The sequence below is a fragment of the Streptococcus infantis genome (assembly GCF_047464415.1).
GTDB classification, from domain to species: Bacteria; Bacillota; Bacilli; order Lactobacillales; family Streptococcaceae; genus Streptococcus; species Streptococcus infantis_AE.
The window spans coordinates 80,608-106,609 of the sequence record NZ_JASHBX010000004.1 but is presented as its reverse complement, the minus strand read 5'-3'; the positions used below and the strand labels follow the sequence as shown (position 1 = coordinate 106,609).

Annotated in this window: 28 protein-coding genes; 23 read left to right on the top strand and 5 right to left on the bottom strand. The window is 39.5% G+C overall.

Annotated features, from left to right (window positions below; genetic code table 11):
* Positions 1-121: 121 nt before the first annotated feature.
* The 6 genes from QM460_RS03680 to polA all read left to right on the top strand — a co-directional run bounded on the left by QM460_RS03680 (position 122) and on the right by polA (position 8,141).
* The gene (locus QM460_RS03680) at positions 122-2,095 is read left to right on the top strand and encodes a DHH family phosphoesterase (RefSeq protein WP_414289264.1); all 1,974 of its coding nucleotides are present in this window, start codon (positions 122-124) and stop codon (positions 2,093-2,095) included.
* Positions 2,092-2,544, top strand: a complete 453-nt coding sequence (gene rplI, locus QM460_RS03675; RefSeq protein ID WP_000864204.1) for a 50S ribosomal protein L9 — start codon at positions 2,092-2,094, stop codon at positions 2,542-2,544. Before QM460_RS03680 ends, rplI begins: the two co-directional genes overlap by 4 nt.
* Positions 2,545-2,586: 42 nt before the next feature.
* Positions 2,587-3,945, top strand: a complete 1,359-nt coding sequence (dnaB, locus tag QM460_RS03670; RefSeq protein WP_414289263.1) for a replicative DNA helicase — start codon at positions 2,587-2,589, stop codon at positions 3,943-3,945.
* Positions 3,942-4,208 (top strand): Veg family protein, encoded by a 267-nt coding sequence (locus QM460_RS03665; protein ID WP_000128621.1) that lies wholly within the window; start codon positions 3,942-3,944, stop codon positions 4,206-4,208. The genes dnaB and QM460_RS03665 overlap by 4 nt, the downstream gene beginning before the upstream one ends.
* A 101-nt stretch (positions 4,209-4,309) precedes the next feature.
* On the top strand, positions 4,310-5,443 hold the full coding sequence (locus QM460_RS03660) for an SH3 domain-containing protein (protein ID WP_414289262.1): 1,134 nt from the start codon (positions 4,310-4,312) through the stop codon (positions 5,441-5,443).
* A gap of 64 nt (positions 5,444-5,507) precedes the next feature.
* Positions 5,508-8,141: a DNA polymerase I gene (gene polA / locus QM460_RS03655; protein ID WP_414289261.1), complete on the top strand. Its 2,634-nt coding sequence runs from the start codon at positions 5,508-5,510 to the stop codon at positions 8,139-8,141.
* Positions 8,142-8,258: 117 nt separating this feature from the next.
* On the opposite strand, the gene QM460_RS03650 is transcribed toward polA, so the two are convergent.
* The 5 genes from QM460_RS03650 to QM460_RS03630 form a co-directional block, all read right to left on the bottom strand.
* A complete protein-coding gene (locus QM460_RS03650; protein WP_223140384.1) occupies positions 8,259-9,707 on the bottom strand; it encodes an APC family permease in 1,449 nt (482 codons plus the stop codon).
* Between the two features lie 415 nt (positions 9,708-10,122).
* Entirely contained in the window at positions 10,123-12,207 is a 2,085-nt protein-coding gene (locus QM460_RS03645) for a GH92 family glycosyl hydrolase (RefSeq protein ID WP_414289260.1), read from the bottom strand.
* Between the two features lie 203 nt (positions 12,208-12,410).
* On the bottom strand, positions 12,411-13,577 hold the full coding sequence (locus QM460_RS03640; protein ID WP_414289259.1) for a tyrosine-type recombinase/integrase: 1,167 nt from the start codon (positions 13,575-13,577) through the stop codon (positions 12,411-12,413).
* Between the two features lie 178 nt (positions 13,578-13,755).
* On the bottom strand, positions 13,756-14,607 hold the full coding sequence (gene dinD, locus QM460_RS03635) for a DNA damage-inducible protein D (protein ID WP_414289258.1): 852 nt from the start codon (positions 14,605-14,607) through the stop codon (positions 13,756-13,758).
* Positions 14,608-14,757: 150 nt separating this feature from the next.
* Positions 14,758-15,342: a helix-turn-helix domain-containing protein gene (locus QM460_RS03630; RefSeq protein ID WP_414289257.1), complete on the bottom strand. Its 585-nt coding sequence runs from the start codon at positions 15,340-15,342 to the stop codon at positions 14,758-14,760.
* A 164-nt stretch (positions 15,343-15,506) separates the two neighbouring features.
* Between QM460_RS03630 and QM460_RS03625 the strand changes: the two genes are divergently transcribed.
* From QM460_RS03625 to QM460_RS03545, 17 genes are all read left to right on the top strand, one after another.
* Positions 15,507-15,704: a helix-turn-helix domain-containing protein gene (locus QM460_RS03625; RefSeq protein WP_017644139.1), complete on the top strand. Its 198-nt coding sequence runs from the start codon at positions 15,507-15,509 to the stop codon at positions 15,702-15,704.
* 16 nt (positions 15,705-15,720) lie between these two features.
* On the top strand, positions 15,721-16,467 hold the full coding sequence (locus tag QM460_RS03620) for a BRO family protein (protein ID WP_414289256.1): 747 nt from the start codon (positions 15,721-15,723) through the stop codon (positions 16,465-16,467).
* Complete coding sequence (locus QM460_RS03615; RefSeq protein WP_414289255.1) at positions 16,458-17,084, top strand: Rha family transcriptional regulator; 627 nt, start codon at positions 16,458-16,460, stop codon at positions 17,082-17,084. Before QM460_RS03620 ends, QM460_RS03615 begins: the two co-directional genes overlap by 10 nt.
* Positions 17,085-17,391: 307 nt before the next feature.
* On the top strand, positions 17,392-17,823 hold the full coding sequence (locus tag QM460_RS03610) for a hypothetical protein (protein ID WP_247952585.1): 432 nt from the start codon (positions 17,392-17,394) through the stop codon (positions 17,821-17,823).
* Complete coding sequence (locus QM460_RS03605; protein ID WP_247952586.1) at positions 17,820-18,020, top strand: hypothetical protein; 201 nt, start codon at positions 17,820-17,822, stop codon at positions 18,018-18,020. Before QM460_RS03610 ends, QM460_RS03605 begins: the two co-directional genes overlap by 4 nt.
* A gap of 1 nt (position 18,021) precedes the next feature.
* Positions 18,022-18,237 carry a hypothetical protein gene (locus QM460_RS03600; RefSeq protein WP_261075054.1) on the top strand — a complete coding sequence of 72 codons (216 nt, stop codon included), beginning with the start codon at positions 18,022-18,024 and terminating at the stop codon, positions 18,235-18,237.
* Positions 18,234-18,575, top strand: coding sequence for a DNA-binding protein (locus QM460_RS03595; protein WP_414289254.1), 342 nt, complete (start codon positions 18,234-18,236; stop codon positions 18,573-18,575). The genes QM460_RS03600 and QM460_RS03595 overlap by 4 nt, the downstream gene beginning before the upstream one ends.
* On the top strand, positions 18,568-18,849 hold the full coding sequence (locus QM460_RS03590; protein WP_049526489.1) for a hypothetical protein: 282 nt from the start codon (positions 18,568-18,570) through the stop codon (positions 18,847-18,849). The genes QM460_RS03595 and QM460_RS03590 overlap by 8 nt, the downstream gene beginning before the upstream one ends.
* Before the next feature lie 134 nt (positions 18,850-18,983).
* On the top strand, positions 18,984-19,844 hold the full coding sequence (locus QM460_RS03585; RefSeq protein WP_414289253.1) for a primase alpha helix C-terminal domain-containing protein: 861 nt from the start codon (positions 18,984-18,986) through the stop codon (positions 19,842-19,844).
* Positions 19,845-19,923: 79 nt separating this feature from the next.
* Positions 19,924-21,363 (top strand): phage/plasmid primase, P4 family, encoded by a 1,440-nt coding sequence (locus QM460_RS03580; protein ID WP_414289252.1) that lies wholly within the window; start codon positions 19,924-19,926, stop codon positions 21,361-21,363.
* A gap of 391 nt (positions 21,364-21,754) precedes the next feature.
* Complete coding sequence (locus tag QM460_RS03575) at positions 21,755-21,928, top strand: sporulation protein Cse60 (protein ID WP_152904478.1); 174 nt, start codon at positions 21,755-21,757, stop codon at positions 21,926-21,928.
* Positions 21,929-21,946: 18 nt separating this feature from the next.
* Positions 21,947-22,480, top strand: a complete 534-nt coding sequence (locus QM460_RS03570) for a hypothetical protein (protein WP_414289251.1) — start codon at positions 21,947-21,949, stop codon at positions 22,478-22,480.
* A gap of 103 nt (positions 22,481-22,583) precedes the next feature.
* The gene (locus QM460_RS03565; RefSeq protein WP_049530409.1) at positions 22,584-23,093 is read left to right on the top strand and encodes a hypothetical protein; all 510 of its coding nucleotides are present in this window, start codon (positions 22,584-22,586) and stop codon (positions 23,091-23,093) included.
* 658 nt (positions 23,094-23,751) lie between these two features.
* Positions 23,752-24,171, top strand: a complete 420-nt coding sequence (locus tag QM460_RS03560; RefSeq protein ID WP_049530407.1) for a DUF1492 domain-containing protein — start codon at positions 23,752-23,754, stop codon at positions 24,169-24,171.
* Positions 24,161-24,505, top strand: coding sequence for a hypothetical protein (locus QM460_RS03555; protein WP_049530338.1), 345 nt, complete (start codon positions 24,161-24,163; stop codon positions 24,503-24,505). Before QM460_RS03560 ends, QM460_RS03555 begins: the two co-directional genes overlap by 11 nt.
* 411 nt (positions 24,506-24,916) lie before the next feature.
* Positions 24,917-25,366, top strand: a complete 450-nt coding sequence (locus QM460_RS03550; protein ID WP_049530336.1) for a Panacea domain-containing protein — start codon at positions 24,917-24,919, stop codon at positions 25,364-25,366.
* Between the two features lie 3 nt (positions 25,367-25,369).
* On the top strand, positions 25,370-25,744 hold the full coding sequence (locus QM460_RS03545; RefSeq protein ID WP_049530335.1) for an MAG6450 family protein: 375 nt from the start codon (positions 25,370-25,372) through the stop codon (positions 25,742-25,744).
* The last annotated feature ends 258 nt before the right edge of the window (positions 25,745-26,002 follow it).

The window sequence follows — 26,002 nt, the reverse complement described above, 5'->3', positions numbered from 1 at the left end:
TTACACTAGTGTAAACCACTTTTTAGTTTGGACATTTTACTCTTGATTGACTCTAGGGATACCTCTTTAAAAGTCGCATTTTGGCCATATTTATGGTATAATAATGCGCAAGAGGTTTGTAATGAAAAAAAATGAAATAAATCCCTTTTTTATGTATCTTATTGCTATGGTAACCTTTACGATTATGACCATTTTGATTGTGTTAGTAAAGGATAATCTTATCACTATAGCAAGTCTATTTTTATTTATCGTATTCTATGTTCTGCTATTTAATTTCCAGAAAAAATATTACAAAAAAACAGATATCGAGCAAATCCAGTATGTCAATCATCAGGCTACGGATAGTTTGAGTGCCCTCCTAGAGCAAATGCCTGTCGGAGTTGTTAAATTAAACATGAACAGCAGTGAGATTGAATGGTTCAATCCCTATGCGGAATTAATTTTAACAACTGAGGATGGAGAAATTGATTTTCCTCAATTTCAAAAAATTTTAAAGAGTTCGATTTCTACTCCAGGGGCTTATGCCATTGTTGGGGAGAAACGTTATGCAGTGCATTTAGATAGAAATTCAGGTGTCTTATACTTTTTTGATGTTTCTGGTGAATATGAGGCTACTGCTGAGCTTGTGACAAGTAGACCGGTAATCGGGATTATCTCAGTTGATAACTATGATGATTTGGAAAATGAAACGTCTGAATCAGATATTAGTCATATTAATAGCTTTGTTGCAAATTTTGTTTCAGAATTTGCTGGGAAACATGCCATGTTTTCTCGTAGAGTGAGTATGGATCGGTTTTATCTATTTACTGACTACACTGTACTTGATCACTTGATGCAGGATAAGTTTTCTGTTATTGATACCTTTCGTGAGGAAGCTAAGCAACGGAATTTACCACTAACGATGAGTATAGGAGTTTCCTATGGTGATGGGAATCACGACCAGATTGGGAAGGTTGCTCTCCTCAATCTCAACTTAGCCGAAGTTCGTGGTGGTGACCAAGTAGTTGTAAAAGAGAATGATGAAACCAAAAATCCAATCTACTTTGGAGGCGGTTCAGCAGCATCTGTTAAACGAACTCGGACACGAACTCGTGCTATGATGACAGCTATCTCAGATAAACTTAAAAGTGTCGATCGAGTTTTTGTTGTTGGTCACAAGAATCTTGACATGGATGCTCTTGGTTCAGCAGTTGGAATGCAGTTGTTTTCGAGTAATGTACTAGAAGATAGTTATGTGGTTTATGATCCTACACAACTGTCTCCAGATATCGCTCGAGCGGTCAATTATTTGGAAGATGAGGGTGTTTCAAAACTTCTTCCTTTAAATCAAGCGATGACAATGGTTACCAAACGCTCCTTACTGGTGATGGTTGACCATTCTAAGACAGCTTTAACCTTATCCAAAGAGTTTTATGATTTGTTTACCCAGACGATTGTCATTGACCATCATCGTCGTGACCAAGATTTTCCAGATAATTCGGTCATTACCTATATCGAGAGTGGAGCTAGTAGTGCTAGTGAACTAGTAACAGAATTGATTCAATTTCAAAACTCTAAGAAGAAACGTTTGAGTCGTATTCAGGCTAGTGTTCTTATGGGAGGGATGATGCTGGATACTAAAAATTTCACCTCTCGGGTAACTAGTCGAACTTTTGATGTTGCAAGTTATCTCAGAACGAGAGGGAGTGATAGCATTGTCATTCAGGAAATTTCGGCCACTGATTTTGAAGAATATCGATTGGTAAATGAATTAATTTTACAAGGGCAAATGGTACAGCCATCAATCCTGGTTGCTCAAGCTTTGGAGGATAAAGAGTACGATACGGTTGTTATTAGTAAGGCTGCTGATGCTATGCTTGCCATGTCTGGTATAGAGGCCAGCTTTGTAGTTGCTAAAAATAGTCAAGGAGCAATCTCCATTTCTGCGCGAAGCAGAAGTAAGATCAATGTCCAACGAATTATGGAAGAGTTAGGTGGCGGTGGTCACTTTAACTTAGCTGCAGCACGTTTGACAGATATGAGCCTGCAAGAAGCAGGAGATAAACTGAAAACTGTTATTTTTAATGAAACAAAAGAAAAGGAGTCAGAAGAATGAAAGTAATCTTTTTAGCAGATGTTAAAGGTAAAGGGAAAAAAGGTGAAATTAAAGAAGTACCAACTGGATATGCACAAAACTTTTTAATTAAGAAAAACCTTGCTAAGGAAGCTACAGCTCAAGCCATTGGTGAGTTGCGTGGTAAGCAAAAATCAGAAGAAAAAGCACATGCAGAGATGCTTGCAGAAGCGAAGGAAATTAAAGCAAAACTGGAAGCAGAAGAAACAATCGTTGAGTTTGTCGAAAAAGTTGGTCCAGACGGACGAACTTTTGGGTCAATTACTAACAAGAAGATTGCAGAAGAATTGCAAAAACAATTTGGTATTAAAATTGATAAACGTCATATTCAAGTTCAATCACCAATCCGAGCAGTTGGTTTGATTGATGTTCCGGTTAAGATTTATCAAGATGTAACAAGTGTAATCAATCTTCGTGTCAAGGAAGCTTAATTTACGATTGGTTGACAATATTGTAAAAGGAAGGAAAGTCTGATGGCAGAAGTTGAAGAACTGCGTGTTCAGCCTCAAGATATCCTAGCAGAACAATCTGTTCTAGGAGCCATTTTTATTGATGAGACTAAACTCGTTTTTGTCCGAGAATATATCGATTCACAGGACTTCTTTAAGTATGCTCACCGTTTGATTTTTCAAGCTATGGTTGATTTGTCTGATTGTGGAGATGCTATTGACGCAACCACAGTTCGGACGATACTAGATAGCCAGGGTGATTTACAAACTATCGGAGGCTTGTCTTATCTGGTTGAGATTGTCAATTCGGTGCCAACCTCTGCCAATGCGGAATACTATGCTAAAATTGTAGCAGAAAAGGCTATGCTTCGACGTCTAATTGCTAAGTTGACAGAGTCTGTAAACCTAGCCTATGAGGCTTCTCAACCTGCTGACGAAATTATTGCTCGTGCAGAAAAAGGCTTGATTGACGTTAGTGAGAATGCCAATCGAAATGGCTTTAAAAATATTCGCGATGTATTGAATATCAACTTCGGAAATCTAGAAGCTCGTTCTCAACAGACTTCGGATATCACGGGTATTGCGACAGGTTATCGAGATTTAGATCACATGACGACAGGTCTGCATGAGGAAGAATTGATTATTTTGGCAGCTCGTCCTGCGGTTGGTAAGACAGCCTTTGCTTTGAATATTGCGCAAAATATCGGAACCAAACTAGACAAGACAGTTGCTATTTTCTCTCTGGAAATGGGTGCTGAAAGTTTGGTCGATCGTATGCTGGCTGCGGAAGGGTTGGTAGAGTCGCATTCTATCCGTACAGGTCAATTGACTGAGGAAGAATGGCGCAAGTATACGATTGCTCAGGGTAATCTGGCTAATGCAAGTATCTACATTGATGATACACCAGGGATTCGGATCACAGAAATTCGCTCTCGTTCCCGTAAACTGGCTCAGGAAACAGGTAATCTAGGCTTGATTTTGATTGACTATCTTCAGTTGATCACAGGGACTGGTCGAGAAAATCGTCAACAAGAAGTATCTGAGATTTCCCGTCAGTTGAAAATCCTAGCAAAAGAACTCAAAGTTCCAGTTATAGCTCTTAGTCAGCTTTCTCGTGGTGTAGAGCAACGTCAAGATAAGAGACCAGTTTTGTCTGATATTCGTGAATCTGGATCTATTGAGCAGGATGCTGATATCGTAGCTTTTCTCTATCGTGATGACTATTATGAGCGCGGTGGTGAAGAGGAGGAAGGTATTCCAAATAATAAAGTAGAAGTGATTATCGAGAAAAACCGTAGCGGTGCTCGCGGAACGGTAGAATTGATTTTCCAAAAAGAATATAATAAATTTTCAAGTATTTCGAAGATGGAGGAACCAAGATGACAGACGCATTTACAGATGTGGCTAAAATGAAAAAAATCAAAGAAGAAATTAAGGCGCATGAGGGACAAGTGGTGGAAATGACCTTAGAAAATGGTCGTAAACGCCAAAAGAATCGTTTAGGAAAACTAATTGAGGTTTATCCATCGCTCTTCATCGTTGAGTTTGGAAATGTTGAAGGAGACAAACAGGCTAATGTCTATGTTGAATCTTTCACCTATTCAGATATTTTGACAGAAAAGAACTTAATTCATTATTTGGATTAAGGATAATCATGAAAGTGAGAAGATTTCTCACTTTTTTTATTTTCTTTCGAATGATATAGATGAGGTCAACCTCAAAAATCTAATTATTTGAAGGAGAATGAATGACATTTACTAAAGCAGGACATAAAAAGGGAACTTTTCTCAGAAAGACAGCTGTAGGATCAGCTTCACTATTACTAGCAGGAGCTTTTTTGTTTGGTGGAGGAACTGTTCATGCCAACCAGGCAAACAATGGATCGCTGGCACGTGGAGATGATTATCCCTATTATTATAAAAATGGAAGTCAAAAAATTGATAAGTGGCGCATGTACTCAGGACAGTGTACCTCTTTTGCTGCTTTTCGTTTAAGTAGTGTCAATGGTTTTGAGCTACCAGCTGCTTATGGGAATGCCAATCAATGGGGTTATCGAGCCCAAAAAGAAGGCTATCGTGTGGACCAGCAACCAGCAATTGGTGCGATTGCTTGGAGTACAAGAGGGCAATATGGTCACGTAGCTTGGGTATCTAACGTGATTGGAGACATGATTGAAATTGAGGAGTACAATTACGATTATACAGAAACGTATCATCGTAGAATTGTAAAAGCGAGTTCTATGACTGGTTTTATTCATTTTAAAGATGTTGGGAATGCTAGTGTAGGGCCTCATCAGTCTCTACTAGCTTTCAGTGGAACTCATCACTTCACAGAAAAATCAGCTATTATGGATCAGCCGACACTGACAGCTACTGTCATTGATTACTACGAAGCTGGAATGAGTGTTCATTATGATCAAACCTTTGAAAAAGAAGGATATAAATGGATTAGTTATATTTCACGAAGTGGAAACAGACGCTATATCCCCTTAACTAAAACAAGTAGTTCTAAAAATGGTTGGGAAAAAGAGGGAACAAGTTGGTACTACTATGACAATGGTCAAAAAGCAGTCGGTTGGAAGAAGATAAATGGGAATTGGTATCATTTGCAAGCTGATGGTAGAATGACGACAGGCTGGTTAAAAGAAGGTTCGAATTGGTATTATCTGAAGTCATCTGGTGAAATGCAGACAGGTTGGTTAAAGGATAAGGGCATTTGGTATTATCTGGAAAGTTCTGGAGCTATGAAAACTAGTCAGTGGTTCCAGGTTTCAGGAAAACATTATTATGTAAATGCATCTGGAGAATTGGCAGTAAATACGACTATCGATGGATTTCAAGTTGATGCTGATGGAGTTCGAGTAGAAAAACCAGCCTCATAAGTGTTATTCAGCATTTGGGCTCTTCCTAATGGTATTTTTCCCTGCTTTCCTTTATAATGGGTGTATGGACAAGAAAAAATTATTACTAATTGACGGTTCTTCAGTTGCTTTTCGGGCATTCTTTGCACTTTACCAGCAACTGGATCGTTTTAAAAATGACAATGGACTACATACCAATGCAATCTACGGTTTTCACCTGATGCTAAATCACCTACTGGAACGTATCCAACCGAGTCATATCTTGGTTGCTTTTGATGCGGGTAAAACGACTTTCCGTACAGAGATGTATGCTGATTATAAGGGTGGTCGTGCCAAGACTCCGGATGAGTTTCGTGAGCAATTTCCCTTCATTCGTGAGTTGCTAGAGCATCTTGGAATTCGTCATTATGAGCTAGCCCAGTATGAAGCAGATGATATCATTGGTACCTTAGGTCGTTTAGCTGAAAAGGATTCGTTTGATGTAACTATCGTCAGTGGAGACAAGGACTTGATCCAGTTGACGGATGAACATACGGTGGTTGAGATTTCTAAGAAAGGTGTCGCCGAGTTTGAGGCCTTTACCCCAGAATATCTCATGGAAAAGATGGGGATTACCCCAGCTCAGTTTATTGATCTTAAGGCACTCATGGGGGATAAGTCTGATAATATCCCTGGTGTAACCAAGATTGGTGAAAAGACTGGGATCAAGCTCTTGTTAGAACATGGCTCGCTCGAAGGTATTTATGAAAATATCGATGGGATGAAGGCTTCTAAGATGAAGGAAAATCTCATCAATGATAAGGAGCAAACCTTTCTGTCTAAAACACTGGCAACGATTGATACGAAAGCACCGATTGAGATTGGACTGGATGATTTGGTTTATAGCGGACCAAATGTGGAAAGCTTAGGTAAATTCTACGATGAGATGGGCTTCAAACAACTCAAGCAGGCTTTAAATGTATCATCAGCTGATGTGGCTGAGAGTTTGGACTTTACTATGGTTGACAAATTCAGTCAAGATATGCTGAGTGCAGATTCTATCTTCCACTTTGAACTTTTTGGAGAAAACTACCATACAGATGACTTGATTGGTTTTGCCTGGTCGTGCGGAGACAAGCTCTATGCCACAGATAAGCTGGAACTTTTGCAAGACCCGATTTTCAAGGACTTTCTAGAAAAAACACCTCTAAAAGTATATGACTTTAAGAAAGCAAAAGTCCTCTTAAATCGTTTTGGTTTGGATTTACAGGCTCCTGCTTTTGACAGTCGTTTAGCAAAATATCTTCTATCAACAGTAGAGAATAATGAAATCTCCACCATCGCTAGTCTCTACGGTCAAACTTACCTGGTCGATGATGAAACCTTCTACGGTAAAGGTGTAAAGAAAGCTATCCCAGAGCGAGAAAAATTCTTGGAGCACTTGGCTCGTAAGGTTGCTGTATTGGTTGAGACGGAGCCTGTCTTACTTGAAAAATTAAGCGAAAATGGGCAATTAGATCTCCTTTATGACATGGAGCAGCCTCTGGCTTCTGTCCTTGCTAAGATGGAAATTGCTGGGATCAAGGTTAAAAAAGAAACATTGCTTGAGATGCAAACTGAAAATGAACTGGTCATTGAAAAGTTGACGCAAGAGATTTATGAGTTGGCAGGTGAGGAATTTAATATCAATTCACCTAAACAGTTGGGTGTCCTTCTTTTTGAAAAACTAGGTCTCCCTCTAGAATACACCAAGAAAACAAAAACGGGTTACTCGACAGCAGTAGATGTCTTGGAACGTCTAGCACCTATTGCACCAATCGTTAAGAAAATTCTCGATTACCGTCAGATTGCTAAGATTCAATCGACTTATGTAATCGGTCTACAGGATTGGATTTTAGCGGATGGCAAGATTCATACGCGCTATGTGCAAGATTTGACTCAGACAGGTCGTCTGTCTAGTGTCGATCCAAACTTGCAAAATATCCCTGTTCGTTTGGAACAAGGGCGCCTCATTCGTAAGGCTTTCGTGCCAGAATGGGAGGACAGTGTCCTTCTCAGCTCGGACTATTCACAGATTGAGCTACGAGTTTTGGCCCATATTTCTAAAGATGAGCACTTGATTAAGGCCTTCCAAGAGGGAGCTGACATCCATACCTCAACAGCTATGCGGGTCTTTGGAATTGAATGTCCTGAGGATGTAACACCAAACGACCGTCGCAATGCCAAGGCTGTCAACTTTGGAGTGGTCTACGGAATTTCAGACTTTGGTTTATCGAATAATCTAGGCATCAGTCGTAAAGAGGCTAAGGCCTACATTGATACCTACTTTGAACGCTTCCCAGGGATCAAAAACTACATGGATGAAGTGGTTCGTGAGGCGCGTGATAAAGGTTATGTAGAGACCCTCTTCAAACGTCGTCGTGAGTTGCCAGATATCAATTCGCGTAACTTCAACATTCGTGGTTTTGCGGAACGTACAGCCATCAACTCACCTATCCAGGGATCTGCGGCAGATATTCTCAAGATTGCTATGATTCAGCTAGACAAGGCTCTAGTTGCAGGCGGCTATCAGACCAAGATGCTGTTACAAGTGCATGATGAAATTGTTCTTGAAGTTCCTAAATCAGAACTAGCAGAGATGAAAAAATTGGTCAAACAAACCATGGAAGAAGCTATTCAACTCAGTGTGCCCCTCATTGCTGATGAAAATGAAGGCGTAACTTGGTATGAAGCCAAGTAGAAAATAGACTATTAAACAAAAAGAAATCCCCTTGAACAGTAACGTTTAAGGGGATTTTTGCTGATAAAATTCTTGCAAGCAGAGATAAAAGCGATTTTATCTAGCTAGTAGTAGAATTTATTTGATTTGTTTCTTTTGTTCTTTTTTGGCAAGTACTGGTAGAATCACACCTAATCCAATCAGAATAATTGGGGTCAAGATGTTTGTAAGAAGCGAGAATTGCCAAGCAGTTGGATTCTCAGCATAGTTAATTTTTGGAACCATACCAAGGATACAAGCGAAGGCAGTAAAGAGGAAGCACCAAGTACCGATAATAAAGCCAAGTTTAGGATTATTCACAAACTTGTATTCGGCATTTTTGTATGTCTTCCAAGCACGGTTAAGCATCATGTAGGCAAGGAATACCCAGAGGTAACGCATTGGCATTACGATAGAATTGAGGTTGGTCATCCATTTTACAAGTCCGTCAATTTCCTGAATACCAAAAATTGGAAGGATGATGATAAGGCTAACGAGGACACCTGTAAGAAGGTAGCCGTTAATGAGGACACCTTTTTCAGTACGTTTTCGAAGCCAGCTTGGGATGTAGTTTTCATCAGCGTTATTGAGAAGGATTTGCAATGGTGCGTCAATCGAGAAGGCAAGCGCGGCGATTTGTCCGACCATATTTGTTAGAGCGTAAATCACAACGAAGAGGTTTCCAACTCCCCAAGAATTTCCTAACATTTGGAAGGCTTGATAAGCACCATTACGCATGAGGTCTTCAGGGATATTATTGCCATCAAATAGCATTCCCATGGCAACTGATCCGAGGATAGCAGAGAGACCGACCATGATGGCCATCACAATCATACCTTTTGGAAATTCTTTTGCAGGGTTGCGGGTTTGATTGACATATGGGGAAATCTTTTCACAACCACCAACTGCAAAGACTAGTAGTGAGATTGTTGTAAAATAAGAAAAATCAAAGTTTGGAATGTAGGTGCTTAGTTGATCCATGTGTGGTGTCGCAAACTGGATGTCTGGTTTAATGAAAGGCAGACCGACAGCCAAAAGCACAAAGAGTAAAGACATAATCAACATAGCACTTCCCGCTAAGCTACCAATGACTTTTAGAGTTGCCAATCCCTTTGTAGAAAGGTAGAGGAAAAGTCCAAAGATTAGCAAGCAGAGAATAACGATCCAGTGGATGTCGATTTGTTTAAGGAATTGTCCGTTACCTTGCAAGGCCCAACCAAGCGGAATTAGAATTCCTTGAGGTTTTTGTGCGAGATAAGGGATATGCACAACCCAGTAGGTCCAAGCAGCAAAGTAGGCTAAACGTTTGGTTGATGTTTTTTCAACCCAGTCACTAACACCGCTTCCGCTTTCCTTAAAGGTAGAACCTAGTTGTCCAACGATGAGGGAATAGGGGATAAAGTAGAGTGCGAGGATCAAAATCCAAGATACGACGACTGAAATTCCCTGTTGAGAATAGTTGTTGACGACGTTTCCTAGCCCCCAAACCATGTTGAAGGCAATCAGAGAAACCATCAGCCAATTAAGTTGGTGTTGATCTTTTTTCATAATGTCTCCTTTTCTATTAATTTCAGTATATCATGTTTTTTTGAAAGCGCCTAACAAAATCCGAAATTTCCTATAAAAAATGTAGGGGGAATTTATCAGCTGGAGTTTGTACTTGAGTAAAAGTTATACACAATCTGTGGATAACTTTGTGAAATAAAAAATTGTTTTCCAAATGTTAGTTTAGAAAAAAGAGATAGAATGTGTGAGTTGAGTACTAAGGTAGTCGGTTATAAAGACTGATAGAACAGGATATTGAGGGTGTTTTTACTTTAGGATGTCAAAAAAATGGTTGAGAGAAATCGTTTGGAAGTATATGAAATTGATTTGAAAGTTATACACAATCTGTGGATAACTTTGTGGAGGATTTACTATTAATCAGAAAATCCCCCTGTACATGACAAAGGGATTTGAACTATTAGTGATTTGGTAACCAGTTGAGGGTAAAGTCGAGAGATTGGGCGTTTAGCAAATCCTGGTGACCAATACTCTGAACTTCTTTTCCGTCAAGATGACAGTCATGTACAAAGTGGAAGTGTTCATGATTTTGATGCGCGTGAATATCCAACCACTGGTCTTTTTCTGCAAGATAGACACGAAGGTGATCAAAGAGCGGAATCCCAAGATCATAGCTTGCTTTTCCTGGGCAGGTTGGGTAAAGCCCAAGAGTGGACCAGACATACCAAGCCGATAAACTACCGTTATCCTCATCGCCTGGATAAGCATCCCAGCCAGCTCGAAAGGCTTTTTGACGGAGAGTCTTGATTAAGAGACTGGTGTACTGAGGATAATTACTGTAACGGAAAAGATAAGGGATGTGGAAACTTGGTTGGTTTGAAATGGCTAGTTGACCAAAAGGTGCTGTTGCCATTTCGCTCATCTCGTGAATTTCATATCCATAACCCGTCGTTTCAAAGAGTGGGAGACTTTGACAAGATTTTAAGAGATAGTTGCTAAAGGCTTCTTTTCCACCCATTAGTTGACTAAGTCCAGAAATATCGTGTAAGACACCGAGACTGGCTTGGATGGCTGAACACTCAGCATAATCACGGCCCCAACTATAAGGAGAAAAGTCAGGGCGGAAGTTGCCATCTACATCACGCGCCCTCATGTATCCTGTCTCAGGGTCAAAGAGGTTTTGATAATTCTTAGCATATTGGGAATAGGTTTGGGCTAGCTCTTCATGACCCAATTTTGCTGCGCAAGTAGAGATACAAAAATCACTGTAAGCATAGTCCAGTGTATGACTGACACTTTCATGGAAGTTTGTAGATAGATAGCCCAGTTCTTGGTATTGAGCAAGGCCGTGTCGTCCGTTGATAGCTTTTGGATCAGCCTTAGTCGCAGTTTCAAGCATGGCTTTGAGAAATTCCTCCTCAAGTTCAGGTGCCATGTCTTTACAAGCACTATCTGCAATAAGGCCATCAATCAAGGTGCCAGGCATCATTCCTCTTTCGTCAGGAGCCAGCCACTTAGGGAGATACCCAGTGTCGCGGTAGCTATTGAGGAAGCCTTCGAGAAACTGACGATAGCGTTCCGGAATAATCAAGGCAAAGAGTGGGAATGAAGTGCGGAAGGTATCCCAAAAACCATTATTGGTAAAGAGTAGACCAGGCTTGATCGTTCCTGAAGCAAGGTCTATATGAATAGTCTCGCCTTGCTCATTTACCTCATAGAAGGTTTGTGGGAAGAGGAAAAGTCTGTAGAGGCAGTGATCAAAAAATGTTCGATCTACTGGTCCAGTTTCCACGACATCAAAACGATCTAGAAGATCTTCCCAACTCGCTTTAGCGTTTATTTTCGTTTCTTCAAAATCTTGTTTAGGAAGATTAAAGAGGGCTTGTTCTTTGGAAATAAAGGAAGTCGCCAGTTGAACCTGAGCTTCCGCTCCAGCCAAGTCAATACGCCAGTCCTGTCCCTCTTGCTTGATAGATAAGATTTCTACTGAAAATGTGAGGGCAGTGAACATGGCTAGGGGACTTTTATTGGTTTCGGTTTCTCCTGCTTGTCTCAGGGCCAGAGTACGCTTATGGACTTGTTCGACTGTCAGTTCATCTGCGGCATGAAGATAGAGGGAGAGGTTCTTTCCTTGTCCTTGTCTTATCTGAAGGGAAGCACCATAGCAAGTAGGACTTAGTTGCGTTTCAATCTGGTAACGCTCAGAAAAAATCTTTAGAAAATGAGGATTAAAAATAGCACATTCAAGATTATAAGAAGATTGACGATGAAAGAGAGTATTGCCGCTGATTTCTCCTGTAATTGGTGTCAGCAAGAGCCAGGAGTAATCGCCAATCCAAGGGCTAGGTTGGTGGGTTAGTCGAATACCCTGAAAGATAGGAAGATGGGGATCAAAGAACCAAGATCCTTCCTGGTCACTAGTCTGGGGTACAAAGTAATTCATCCCAAAAGGAACACCTGTGTAGGGTAGGGTGTTTCCTCGCGAAAAAGCGTGTTTACTGGCTGTTCCAAAACGCGTATCAATGGTTTCAAGTATAGGTTTCATAGTAGTTCCTTCAGTAGTTTTCTACATTATATCAGAAAAAGGATACTTTTAGAAAATGACTTTCAAATATAACAATTTTGTAGAATAATGAGCCTTTTTTACAAAATAACTCTCACAAAATACCGTTGTTATTGGCTTTTTGCTTTGTCTTGAATTGTTAATTTTTGAATTTGCTCCCCTTTTTGTTCCCCTTTTTGTTCCCCTTATAGTGCTTTTAGTGCAGTTTCGTAGAATGATACTGCTTTTTTTGCATTCTCTTTTGAGAGGTGGCTATATGTGTCCATGGTCATTGATAAAGTTGAATGACCTAGGCGGTGCTGGAGTTCCTTGTAAGGTATTCCAGAGTTAAGCAGTAAACTAGCGTGAGTATGACGGAAACCATGAAAACCTATATTCGGAACATCAGCTCGTTTAAAATGTGTTAGTAATCTTTTTTTAAGTTTTACAATGCTAGTATATTCATGAATGAAGTCAGAAAATACTACACTTTCACGTTGTCCTATCTTCCAGGCCTCTTTAGTTTGGCGCAGTTTGTACTGCTTTAGCATACTAACAGTCTCTTGATCTATATCTATATCCCGATAACTAGCCTTAGATTTTGGGCTGTTAATTTCTAAATACCGATTTAGTGTTTTGGTGATGTGTACAATGGCACCGTCTAAGTCAATATCAGACCAGCTAAGCGCTAGAGCCTCATTGATACGGCAACCAGTTGCCAGTAGGAACTTATAGAGCGTTACGTCATAGTAATAACGATATTTACAACTATCTAAATTATCAAGATAAACAAGAAACTTTTTTAATTCTGGATTATCAAAGTGTTTTACTTTTTTTCGCTTTGCTTTCTGAGTGTTACGAGGTAAAACAACATCACGAGCAGGATTGGACGGTATCGCTTGCATGGTTACGCCATACTGTAAGATACGTTTGTTTAAAGCGTGTATCATGTCATAGTGTAGAAAAGCCCCTTTTTCCCCTCTATTAGTCTTGTCAGCAAGTTTGTTGATAATTGACTGGATAAGTGGAGTAGTGAGCTTATCGAGCTTGTAGGCCCCAAAATTAGGCAATATATGATTATCGATTAGCTTTCTAACATTGCCTTGAGTGTTTGGCTTAACAGTATTCTGATAACTTTCCAACCAGAGATTAGCTAATTCTTGATAGCTTGTTATGGTACTAGCTTTTTGTCTAGTAGATCCTGCTTTCTGAAAAGCAATTTTTTCTTGAGTAGCTTTCTGCTTAACTTCCTTTTGTGTCCGCCCTGTTACTTTGGTTTTTACTTTCTTTCCTGTTACCTGGTCAACTCCTAGATATACATTAGCACGATAGACTTTACTACCGTCTTTTTTTATAACTTCAGTTATTTTCATGATGATAAACCTTTCTAAAATACATCAGCAGGCAAGCTATTATTAAAGAGGTTTTAGATTGTGGTTTATATCATGCGAGGAGCTACGAGAATGCCCCTATTTTCGCTTTTAAGCAATCAAGACGTAAATAATACCAGAGTATGAAACAAGGCGAATATGGGGCTAATATTGCCCACTATTACATATCATCAAAGAGCGAAAGTTGGTTATTATCAGCTTGTTTTTCAAGTTCTTTCTGTTTATTTTTCAACTCTTGTATACTTTCACGAGGAGTAGGGAGATTCTCCGGCATGGTTGTTCCAAGTTCTTTCATGGTATTTCTAATGGTTCGGCCTACGTTGAAATGGGTATCATTTGCGAGATCTTCGCCTTTTATGTTTCTACGTCGTAGAACTTCGTCGGTCTGAGTGGCACGGAATAAATTAGCAGCTAATTCAGCACTCCCCATAAAATCCAGAATATGCTCCCCTTCGTTTAGTTCTTTGAGGTTATGAATATCCTGCATAGTTAACCCACCATATAACCCCTTGTATCCTGAGTTGTGAAATCGGCCAAAGTTTTTAACACCGGCATTGCCAGCAGATTCAGATAACGATTTATTGTGATGTTTTATTTCATCACGGATAGCAATGCGTTTCTGATCTTCAGTCAGTTGATTAAAATCATCGTGTAGTTCTTGCTGACGGGTTTTAATAGCAAAATACGATTGCCCTAGTGCAATGACCTCTTTTCTAGGATCGCCATTTTGGACAATCAAATAGCAGGCATAGCGAGAGAGTTTAATATCTGCAATTTCTCGCGTTCCAAAATTAAGTTGTACAGTTTTGTTGACGTCAACAAAATTGGTAACCACGCGCTTTCCGGAGTTTTTACAGGCTATTTTTGCTTTGTCTATAACTTGGTTAAAGTTACGCCACTCCATATATTCTAAAATGGTTTGTAGTTCTCTGGCGTACCAAAATTCTACTCCATTTTCGTCTATGTGTTTGATATTTTCAAAAGTTAATTCATCGTACTGTTGGAGTTCCATAATAAAGTATCCTTTCTAAAATATTGTAAGTGGTTGACATTTGTTGACATCAACAAAATTAGTAGATATGGGGCTTATATAGGCTTGAAGCTCGAACGAAGCTTGAGAAGTCACGCGCTTCAGGATTGTTGGATATTGTGGCGCGTGGGTTTAGAACAGACCGCTGAGGGTGAATAGGTCCAAATTCTCTATCGTTGGCGAAAACGGCATAACATCAAAAGTTTCAGATAGTTTTTCTTTTATTTCTTCAACTAATTCATTTTGAAATTGAACAGGCATATTATCAAAAATACTCGTTTCTGACGGGGAATTGTCCAGAACAATACTGTCTAAATATCCATTGTTAAATGGAATACCTGGTTCATATTCCTCTATGTAATTAAATCTGTACTCAAGAACTCTTTTTATATTTTTGCCTCTAGTAAATTCAATTAATAAAAAAGCAGGTTCTTTAAAGTCTGGTATTGCCTTCCATTTCTCTTTTACTTCAGCAAGAGAATCAAAATTAATAAAACCACACTGTACCTTTACATCATAAGGCCAAAAATCAAAAAATTCTGAAGGGCTAACCTCTAGATAATTACAAATTTTATCAATGGTTTGTAAGCTTATTTTATCTGTATTATTATTTGAAATTTTTGAAATGGTAGAGCGTGCTATACCAGTGTCATTAAATAACTGAGTTGCCGAGATACCTCTATCAATCATCAATTTAGCTAAATTATTACGAAGCATAAGAAAACTCCTCCTTGAAAATATTTTAGCCTATGCACTAAAAATTTTCAAGTTTTTTTATTATTTTACTTGACACGATAAAAACATAGTGTATAATAAGAGATATAATTTTAGCGGTAACGCTTCAATTTTTCCCAAAAATATAAAAAAGGAGGGTTGGGGATATGAAAAATAATTTTCGTGTTCTTTTAGCAAAACAACGAAAAAAGGTTTCAGACGTACACAAGGCGACAAGTATCGCAAAAAGCACTTTGATAGCTTTGTACTATGAGCGTACTAAGCGCCCAGATATTGAAACCTTGCTAAAAATTGCTAACTATCTAGGTGTTTCTATTGACGAACTACTAACACCAGAAGATTAAGAAAGGCAGGCAAGCAATGAAGAGGAACTATACAAGGGTCATCGATGAAATGCGAACCACTCACGGGCTGAACTTGGTAGCTATTGGCCAACGAATAGGAATAGACCCCCGAACAGTTGGCAAGTGGGCACAGGGCAAACATAAGCCCAACAAGGAAAGCAGAAAAAGACTAAATCAGTTATACAGAGAGGTTAAGCAAGACATGACAACACAAGTAAGTATTTTTGAAGAGACAACAGACCAAGGGAAACTATTGCAGGTTGTCACTACTACTATTTTCCACGGTCAAGCGTTGGACATCTACGGAGATTTTGACAACCCACTTTTTAGAGCTGGAGAGATTGCTAGAATGATAGACTACTCAAATAGCAGTTTGAGTAAGTTTCTTGAAATGGTAGACGAAGACGAAAAGGACAAGAAGAAAGTTCTTACCCCTGGAGGCGTTCAACAAGTCTGGTTTCTAACCGAACAAGGATTATATGAGATTCTATTCCAATCACGCAAACCAAAAGCTAAAGAGTTTAAGAAATGGGTTAAGCAAGTATTAAAAGATATTAGAAAACAAGGCTACTATATGGCTGGGGAACTGGTGGAAGAACCACAGACCACTATAAAAGCCCCTGACACGTTGGCAGAGGCAGAGCGGTATTATATCGATACACTAGCCAAAGCCATTGCAGAGGCTCAAAATATGGACGAGAAGAGCCGTCTGACAAGCAAGCTAACCAGATTCATGCAGGAGGTAGAACCACAATGGAACTAGTCTACATGGACGGCAAGAAAGAGCCGTACACATTAAGCAGTATTGTTGCAGAATGTGCAGGATTGCAACATCACACAGTAACCAAGACGATCCGCAAACATCAAGAAAGGTTTGAACAGTTCGGAAAGGTTGGATTTAAAATCCAAGCTATGGAGAGTGGCCAGAATACCAAGGACTATATTTTGAATGAGCAACAAGCGACCTTGTTAGTTACATTCTTAAAGAATACCGAGCAAGTGGCCAACTTCAAAACCAATCTAGTCAAAGCCTTCTTTGAAATGCGTGAGGAACTTTCTAAGTTTCGTATGCAGAGGGCGCTAGAAAAGCCAAAAAGAAAAACCTTGCATGACAGTATTGAAACATGGACTAATGCACCAAAGCACGCGCATAGCACCATGAACAACTTACTACTAAAGGCAGTAACCGACAGGAACGCTAAGCAGCTAAGGAAAGAACGTGGGGGCTATAATGGCATCGATAGCTTGACCAGTGACGAGCTGGAGAAGTACCAGGCATTTGAAGACATGGTAATAGCCATGATTGGCTTGAATATGAGTTACCAAGAAATCAAAGCTATGGCATTTAGAAATAAAAAAACACGCCAAAGAAGCGCGTGAGAACAACAAAAAAGGCTTACCGAGACCAATCAGCAAAGCCTTTCACACTAAGACTAAAACGAATTTAACAACGCAGGCAAGCTATTATTAAAGAGGTTTTAGTAAAGATTTATAACTAGATTATAGCATATCTAGGACATTTTGACCATACGGAGAGCGCTAACTCTTTAAACTGGTCATCACTACAAGCGTCCGCCAACTTGGGGCAATCGCCCAGCGTTTGGAGTGGTGCCAATCATGTATAGGAAACGACCATTAAAAAGCCCATCAAGGCAATTACACAAACACAGAAACAGAGGTAAAAAACATGGACACATACTTTAAAGATTTTGAAAAAGAGCTGGGACTTGTAGAGGAAAAGCTAGATATTTTATCAGAGTGGCATTTTTCCAAGAAACACCATGGGGCAACAGAGATTGCTGAAGATTGTAGATCAGCAATTAGTCAGTTATGGATTCAGTTTTACAAATTATCTGAGGTGTATAAAAAGCAAGAGGCAAGTCATGAGGATTTCTTTAATAGGAATGTTGAGAACCTGCTTGGAGAATTAAAAAAATATGACGACGAATGCACAGAAAGGCACGGGGAAGCTCCTGACTGGTTGCTATTCAGTTTCTTAGATCAAGCAATAAAAGAAAACAATTTAAGTAATGGGATCAATCACACAACTGCTTCAACCTGGACGTATTTACGTAGCTTGATTATAAAGGATTTGAAAGAAAGAGGGCTATTGAAATGACACTAGACCTAGATAACATGACACAAGCAGAATTTGATGAACTAATGGCTGAAATCAAGGAGAGACACCCGAACCTCTTTCAGTTTATCTCTGATTTTGTAGATAGAAAAGTGAGCACCGAAGAGGTGGACGACTTCCTGAAGATGGAGCGAAGCGACCAAGTGGACTACATCAAGAATTACAAAGCGAGGGCATAGCATGAATGAACTAGATTTAAGCAACACACAGGCGTTTATCTCCATCGTGGTATTGATTGGCTTACTGCTTTATCTAAACCACCGAGATCGCAAAAAAAGCGCCCAAATTGAGCGAGAAAACAAACAGACGATAGAAACACCTAGCGAGGATTTAAACCCTGATTATGGGCGATATATCCAGCTTGCAGGGGTTAACGTATGGGGAGGAATTGAATGAGCCTAACAGAGAATGATAAGCGAGTATTAAGACTAATCAAGGTAGGGGCTGAGAACTCCATAACAGGGGCAGAAATCAGCCTAATCACCAAACTAGCAGAAAGAACTGTACAGGACATTATCAGCCGTCTGATCACGCGCTACGGCGTTCCTATCATCGGGATACGTCACGGAGCTTTTAGAGGCTACTTTATCCCAGCTAACAAAGAGGAGCTACTGGACGGAGCAAAGGCATTCTATAACCAGGTACAGGAAGAACAGAAACGCCTAACGGTCCTTTTAAATGCTGATTTAGAGAGCTACAAGCAACTACTGAAGGGAGCTGATGAATTTGTTTAGTCTTAGCAAAGAGAGCGAATATGAGCTAACTCATGGCGTTCTGGAGCTTGTGGAGAATTACCTGGAGGCGCGTGATACAGTCAAACCACGTTTGACAGGGTTAATCTCAGCCCAGGAAGTCATGGACGAGTTAGACGTAAAATATAAGACACTCCAAAAGTGGGAAGATGCTGGGCTAAGACGATACCAGCCCCCACTAGAAGACACTAGGAAAATCTATTATAAAATATCTGACATCTGGAAGTTTATGGGGGTGGAAAATGGCAAGGTATAGTATTCATCCGGCAGATAATAAAGGACATTATCACAATATTAAATTTTACAAAGAGCGCAGGCCAACCCTAGACCAGCTAAAGGAGCAGCAAAGGCTTAAAAAGCTGAAGAAAAAACGTAGAAAGGGGCGATAATGTGGCAATTTACGAGGCTAGAGGCTTTCAGGGTAATCTTGTCTATCCATTTGATAAGATTGAGCCATTCCAGTATATTGAACGCTTTAAACCTTTTGTAGTCTCTGAAAGTGCTGATCCGGAGGAATACAAAAGAACCCAGGCGCCATATTGTTTAAGTGGTAAGGTTATGCCGGAGAAAAACGGGAGTTACAAGCGAAACAACACCAGCCTAGTATATCGGGATTTGATTTTTCTTGATTATGACGATATACAGGAGACGTCTGAGGGCTTCATAAACGCCGTTTCTAGCGCCTTGTTTGGCTACTCCTATATCTTATACCCGACTATCAAACATAGCGCAGAAAAGCCCCGTTTTCGCCTTGTGGTGAAGCCTGACAACGTGATGAATGAGGCAACCTATAAGCAGGTAGTCAAGGAGATTGCTGACAAGATAGGGCTACCATTTGACATGGCCAGTCTAACCTGGTCACAACTCCAAGGGCTACCAGTCACAACAGGCAACCCAGCAGACTATCAAAAAATCGTAGAGCATGGCCTAGATTATCCAGTCCCCAAGGTTGAACCAAGAGCGAAGCAAGAAACTACTGAGCGTTACAAGCCTAGAGCAAGTGGCCAGAGGTCAATGACAATGAGGATCATTGACACGCTTTTTAATGGCTTTGGAGACGAGGGAGGGCGTAACGTGGCAGTGACACGATTTGTAGGCTTGCTCTTTAACAAGTGGGTTGATTGTGACTTAGAGACCGCCTACGAACTGACAAAGATAGCCAATAGCGTGACGGCTGAACCTTTACCAATCGAGGAACTAGACCGTACATTCAGCAGCATAGCACGGGCTGAATATAGAAAGAGAGGTTAGAACCATAGAACTAGAAGAATTAGGAAACCTAGAAAGTGAAATCTTGGAGGTCAGAGAGCAAGAACAACCTCCTAGAACGATGAAGGAGCTTGAAAATCGTATCTTTAAAGCTGGAGAAGAATGGCGGGCAGAACATACCGAAACTAAGGTAAATGAGACCACAGGGGACGTTACCGAAAAGGTGGCCATGCCACAGACATTCACAGTAGCTAAAATACTGAGCGAGATTGTCACATTTACTTTTATCAGCAAGAGCAATATACCTGATTATAGCCTGCTCTATATCTATGATTTAGACGAGGGTATCTATACCGCTAGTAATGATCTATTCAATCTTTTGTGTAAGACCTTTGACGTTAGAATTAAACCCAGAGAGTGGCCACAGATTAAGTTAATGGTTAGAACATTGGCCAAGATACGAAAACCTTTAGAAAGTGCTAACCTTATTCCCGTACAGAACGGCATTATCAACTTAGAAACTAAGGAACTACTCCCCTTTAGTCCTAAGTATGTAATTACAAGTAAGATAAGCACGGCCTACCACGCGCCTAAACGAGTCCCAACAGATAGAGAGGGCAAAACTTTTGATGATTGGCTAAACTCAATCGCTTGTAATGATAGTGAACTGGTAACACTGTTTTGGCAGATTATCCTTGAAGCTATTAACCCTAACCATACCCGAAATAAGTTTGCTATCTTCTACGGGGACGGTAACAATGGTAAAGGGACATTTCAGCGCTTCCTTATCAACCTGATAGGGGAAAGCAATATATCAGCCTTAAAACCTGCACAGTTTGCTGAAAAACATAACTTAGAAACCTTGGTAGGTAAAGTCTGTAATATTGGGGATGAAGCACCTAACGAATACTTAAAAAATCCGTCGGATCTAATGAGTATCACTAGTGGGGACACCGTGCTAGTCAATCCAAAAGGTCGGCCAGCTTTTGAAGCTACTTTTAAGCTATTCAATATCTTTTCAGGCAACTATATCCCCAATGGTGGCAACAAGACAAAAGGCTGGTATCGTAGAATTATGATCGTCCCTTTTAATGCTGACTTTAACGGGGAGAAGGAAAAACCTTGGATAAAAAATGAATTTTTGGCCAATGATGAAGTATTAGAATATGCCCTCTACAAAGCTATCAATCAAGAGCCATTTACTCACTTTATCGAACCTAAAGCAGTTAAAGGACTCCTAGAAGAATACCAGGAGGATAATGACTACTTACTTTCATGGGTTAAGCATGAATACATGGAAAAAGGTTGGCATGAGCTGGACGTAGTACCTGTTTTTATACTAACTAGGTCGCTGAAACATTATGCTGAAGATATGGGAATACCCAAGCCCAATGTTTACGGGGCAGGAAAAGAAACGATAAGACACTTACAACAGTTAACACCCAATCATTACAAACTTAAAAGAGCGAGGGTCAAAGTTGAAGATTATGACAAACTAGATCCGCTAGAGTTTGAAAGAACCAAACTATCCAAAACTAATCACGCTGTCGTTAAAGACTAAAATGTTACCTTCTTTTTATGCCCTAAACCCTTGGTATATCTAGGTTTTTGCCCAAAAATGTTACCTTCTTGTTACCTTGTTTAGAAAGAAGGTAACGTTGTTAAACCCTTGATACTACTGACTTTTTTGGGAAAATGTTACCTTGTTACCTTGTTTTTAACTCTCTATATAGGGAAAAAATAGTATTTTTATATATAAGGGCTATGACTTCAAAAGAAGGTAACATGGTAACAAAAGGATCTAAACCCTTGGGGGAGTAAGGCTGAACTATGTTACCTAGAAGGTAACAAAATCACTAAAGAAGGTAACAAAATGGGGTAGATAGTACCGACCCCCTTGCAATGGTGTAACTACTAGTGACACCCTTAAAAACAGAAAGAGGAAAAACAACATGAAAATTAAACTATTTCATCAGAAATACAAGAAAGCCCTTTGGGATTTGGAAAGCCAGGTAAATGGTTTTATGGCAGGCGTTGAAGTTATTGACGTGAAATATACAGAGGCAACAGTGGGGAATAGTGAGGATATGGATACACTAACCAGTGTGATGGTTCTATACAAATAACAGAACAGGAGAAACAACATGACATTAAAAACATTTTCTGATAAAGCAAAAACATTTACTTTCACTTACGAATTTAAAGACCAAGACACCGCTCAAGTAGCAGGTCACGCGCTACTGGGATATATGACTGGAACATATTGCCAGCCTGTAATCTCATTGACCTACAAGGATAAAGGCACGCTTGTCGCTGAGTATGTAGAAGATCACAAGCTAAACAAGACTTTCAAGCGTATTTGTGACAGCTTTAAAGACTACGACAAACAACCAGGAGAGGCTGCAGCGTTGGAAGAATGTTACAAACGGGAGCGCGTGATTCAACTCAAAGAGTCAGAGGATTTTGAGAGTTTGCTCAATAAGGTTACAGACTACGAGCTAGAACTATTAGACTATGCTGATCGCTTGCTTTCTGATAAGCCTACCCCTATGGACTCTATGACTGCTTTTGGTACGTTGGAAATGCTGGGCGATGAAAGTATTAGCCTACTCCAAAAGTTGGACGTAGAAGGCGAATATAAAGGCCTTGCTGATTATGTGGCAGAGGCAGAAAGCTAGAACTATCAAGAGAGGCACCAGCCTCTTTTTGTGGTTTAATTGCTACTTATCCCAATAGATTTGGGTTTTTCTGTATATGGAGATTTTGGAGCGGATGAAAACTATAAAATCAATAACCATAGAGACATTTATAAAGCCAATGAAAAACAAGAATATCAGTCACGGTATAGCTGAGTTGGACGGTAGAAAACTAGAAATAGACCTAGATAATCTGTATATCACCTTTGAACGTGATCGTTTTGATTTAGCAAGAATACCAGGAACTAAGGGAGGAAATCGCTACTTTTTTCTCTGTCCTATTTGTGGTAAACGATGCAGAAAACTCTATATGAGACTTTTGCTATATGGTTGTGGATCATGCCAGAAAATACACAAATCAACCCTGAACCGAAGTAAGACAGATTGCCAATACTATTGGGAGAGAGCACTGAGGGAAGCTAGAAAGGTGGAACCAGGTTGGAGTCCCAAACGTGGCGGATATATGTTTGATGGTTTTCCTGAAAGACCAAAGTATATGAAACGTGACAAGTATTATAAGCATTATCAAAAGTTTGTTAACTACACCAGAAAAGGGGATAGCTTTTGGCTGAATGGTTTGGGATCTCTAAGGTAATTTTTAGTAGGGTGCAATTTACAAAACAAACAAATACTACATATTAGACGACTAAAACTCTGAAATAAGTCAGCTATATCAAGACTTTTGACGGATTCGAGCGTTCCGAAAGGGTGCGCGTGATTTGAAAAAAAGTTATTCGTTTAGGAAAAGGAAACAGGAAATACTTAGGTTTTGGTAAGGTTTAAATTAGGTTTTGCATTTAATAATAGCAAGGTACAGGGCTTTGTTCTAGAGATAAAACACTAAGATTTCCTAAGATATAGATACTTTTAGAGACAAAGAACGGTAAGGTATCGAAGTCTTCCAATGGTGAGATTTTGCTTAGGTAGTGGCAGTAAATATGCCTGACAAATGGCAGGGTTATGTGTGTTGAACTCCGAGCGAACGCCGAGAAAATAGCTCTTGAACAGAGAACGAACAGAGAAGATTACATAGCTTGAAGCTCGAGCGAAGCCTGAGAAAGTGGGGTATATCCCCTATCATTTATCAAGCAGAGAAGGAACAAATAACTTGCCTTATTTACACTTACAACATGCTTTCAAACATGAACAATTATGAACATATTCCGCCAGTCGTTGAAAATGCAAAAAAGCCAAGGCTTACCACCTCAGCTATAATTAACACAATGAAATTATACCATACAGGAGGCCAAGGCATGACACCAGAGCAGGTAAAAGAAAAACTAGAGGGCGTTAAGTGGATAAACAAGGAGATCAAAGGCTTATATTTGGAATTGGAAGCCCTGGAGAGTGGTATTATCAAAAAGCCAACACTAAGCCATAGCAAGGTACAAACGAGCAGAGAGAACAAGACAGAGAACAATCTTATAAGTGTTCTGAAGCTAAAAGAGGATACACTCCAGAGAATTGAGCGCCTTACTGAGGAGAGAATGGCAATATCGGGGCTAATCGATAAGCTGGACAATCCACTTGAGCGTTCTGTTCTAAGACTTTTTTACTTGAATGATCTTGTAGCTTTGGAAGTCGCTGAAGAAATAGGAAAATCTAAAACTTTGGTATATCGAGTAAGGCAGGAAGCTATAGAACACTTAGCAGGTATGGCAAATGCAGATTGATAAAAAAGAGACAGTCAAACAGGTATACAGATTTCTAAAAAGCTATCACTCACTGGTAAAATTGAGTCTAGACGGCCAAGATGGAGCATTTAGAGCCAAAGCTGAGGAGTTGATGGGTGTGATTGAAGCCTTCAGGGACAATCTAGACGATGTACGACGTGAGATATTCGCCAATCTATTTACAAGACGGACTGGGGAGAGGTTGAAGCTAGGGCGGTTATACGAGACACTGGGCATTGATAAGGCTGAGTATGAACGTCTAAAAGCTGAGATACTGCTAGACTTTGCTAAAAGCTATCGTGGTGGTGTTTTGTTGAGAAATGTTGAGAATTAAGTTAGCAGGTATGGACATTTATGGACACATATCGCCAGTCGTTGAACAGCTCATAAAATGTTGTCAGGTACTAACAAGTTCTTACACGTCCCCCCGTCATCGAAAAACTAAAAAATGCTCTCTGGGTCTGAAAAGTTCCTACATGTTCCACCAGAACGGAGAGTTAGAAGCGTAAATGTTGGCAAATGTAGGCTGAGGCTTCATATTCGCCCCCTATTTTGCTTTGTTTCGTACTGGACAACTAAAACACCACGGATAAACTACAAGTCTCCCAGAGAAGACTGCTTGATGACTAACTTGAACTTGAAATTTGGCTTTAAAAAAATATGTTTTAACTTAATTTTAAAGCGAAATAGATTGACATAAGTATAGTGAGCTGTTATAATTTTTTTAGAAAGGAGTAGAAAAGAGATGAAAAAATATAGCATTTTTAATATTTCTGATTGGTTTCTATCAAAAGAAGCAATGACTCCTAAAAAGTTACAAAAACTTTCTTATTATTTTGAAGCATGGAGTTACGCATTGTTTAATGACTCTCTTATATCTGATACAAAATTTGAGGCGTGGGTACATGGTCCTGTCTCTCCAGAATTGTATAGCAGATATAAAGAATTTGGATGGAATGATATTGAACAAACAGAAGATAATTCAGATTTGTTTGATAATAAGACATTAGATTTATTGGAATCTGTATGGATTACATACGGGTCAAAATCTGCAAACGAATTAGAAGCATTGACACATAGTGAACTTCCTTGGATAAATGCTCGTAAAGGTTTAGGGGAAACAGAACCTAGTCATGAACTGATTAATGCCGAAGACATGAAAGAGTACTATCTTTCAATTTATATTGGAGACTAATTCTTGAAGAAACTAACAAACAAAAATAGTGCTTCTTCGAGTAAGGGCGCTTCATTAACAGCTTTACGAGATGTTCCTTTTAAATTCTCAATTAGTGAGCAATTAGATAACAATTTCGCATTTAAAGACTTAAAAGCTGCAGATATTAAAGCCTTACACAACTTCATTGATATAACTATTGGAAAGAAATTAACGATAACTCAAGTAGATAAACTGTATTTGAGAACAAAAGGTGGGGTAACACAAACCATCAATAACAAAGATGTTGTACATTACGGGAAAGATTGTAATTCATTTAGAGTGTTTGGATATTACAATAGTGAAAACTATTTTAATATAACCCGTATAGATCCCAAACATAAAACAAATGCTGAGTAATGGAGAAATTTACTAAACATATATACGTTTGTTTGCTTTTAGTAAACGTATACCTTGATTTCCTAATAAAAAAGCACGTTTGACCGTGCTAGTTTCTTGCCTGCTGAACTCATCAAATCCTAGCCCTTTTGTGGGGCTTTTTTGCTCCCCTTTTTGCGTACTTTGGGGGAGCAAGTAGTAAATAGTAATGTTAGTAATTTTTATTAAAAAGCGCGTTATATAAGGGTTAGGGAACTATAAAGAAACATAAAATAAGCA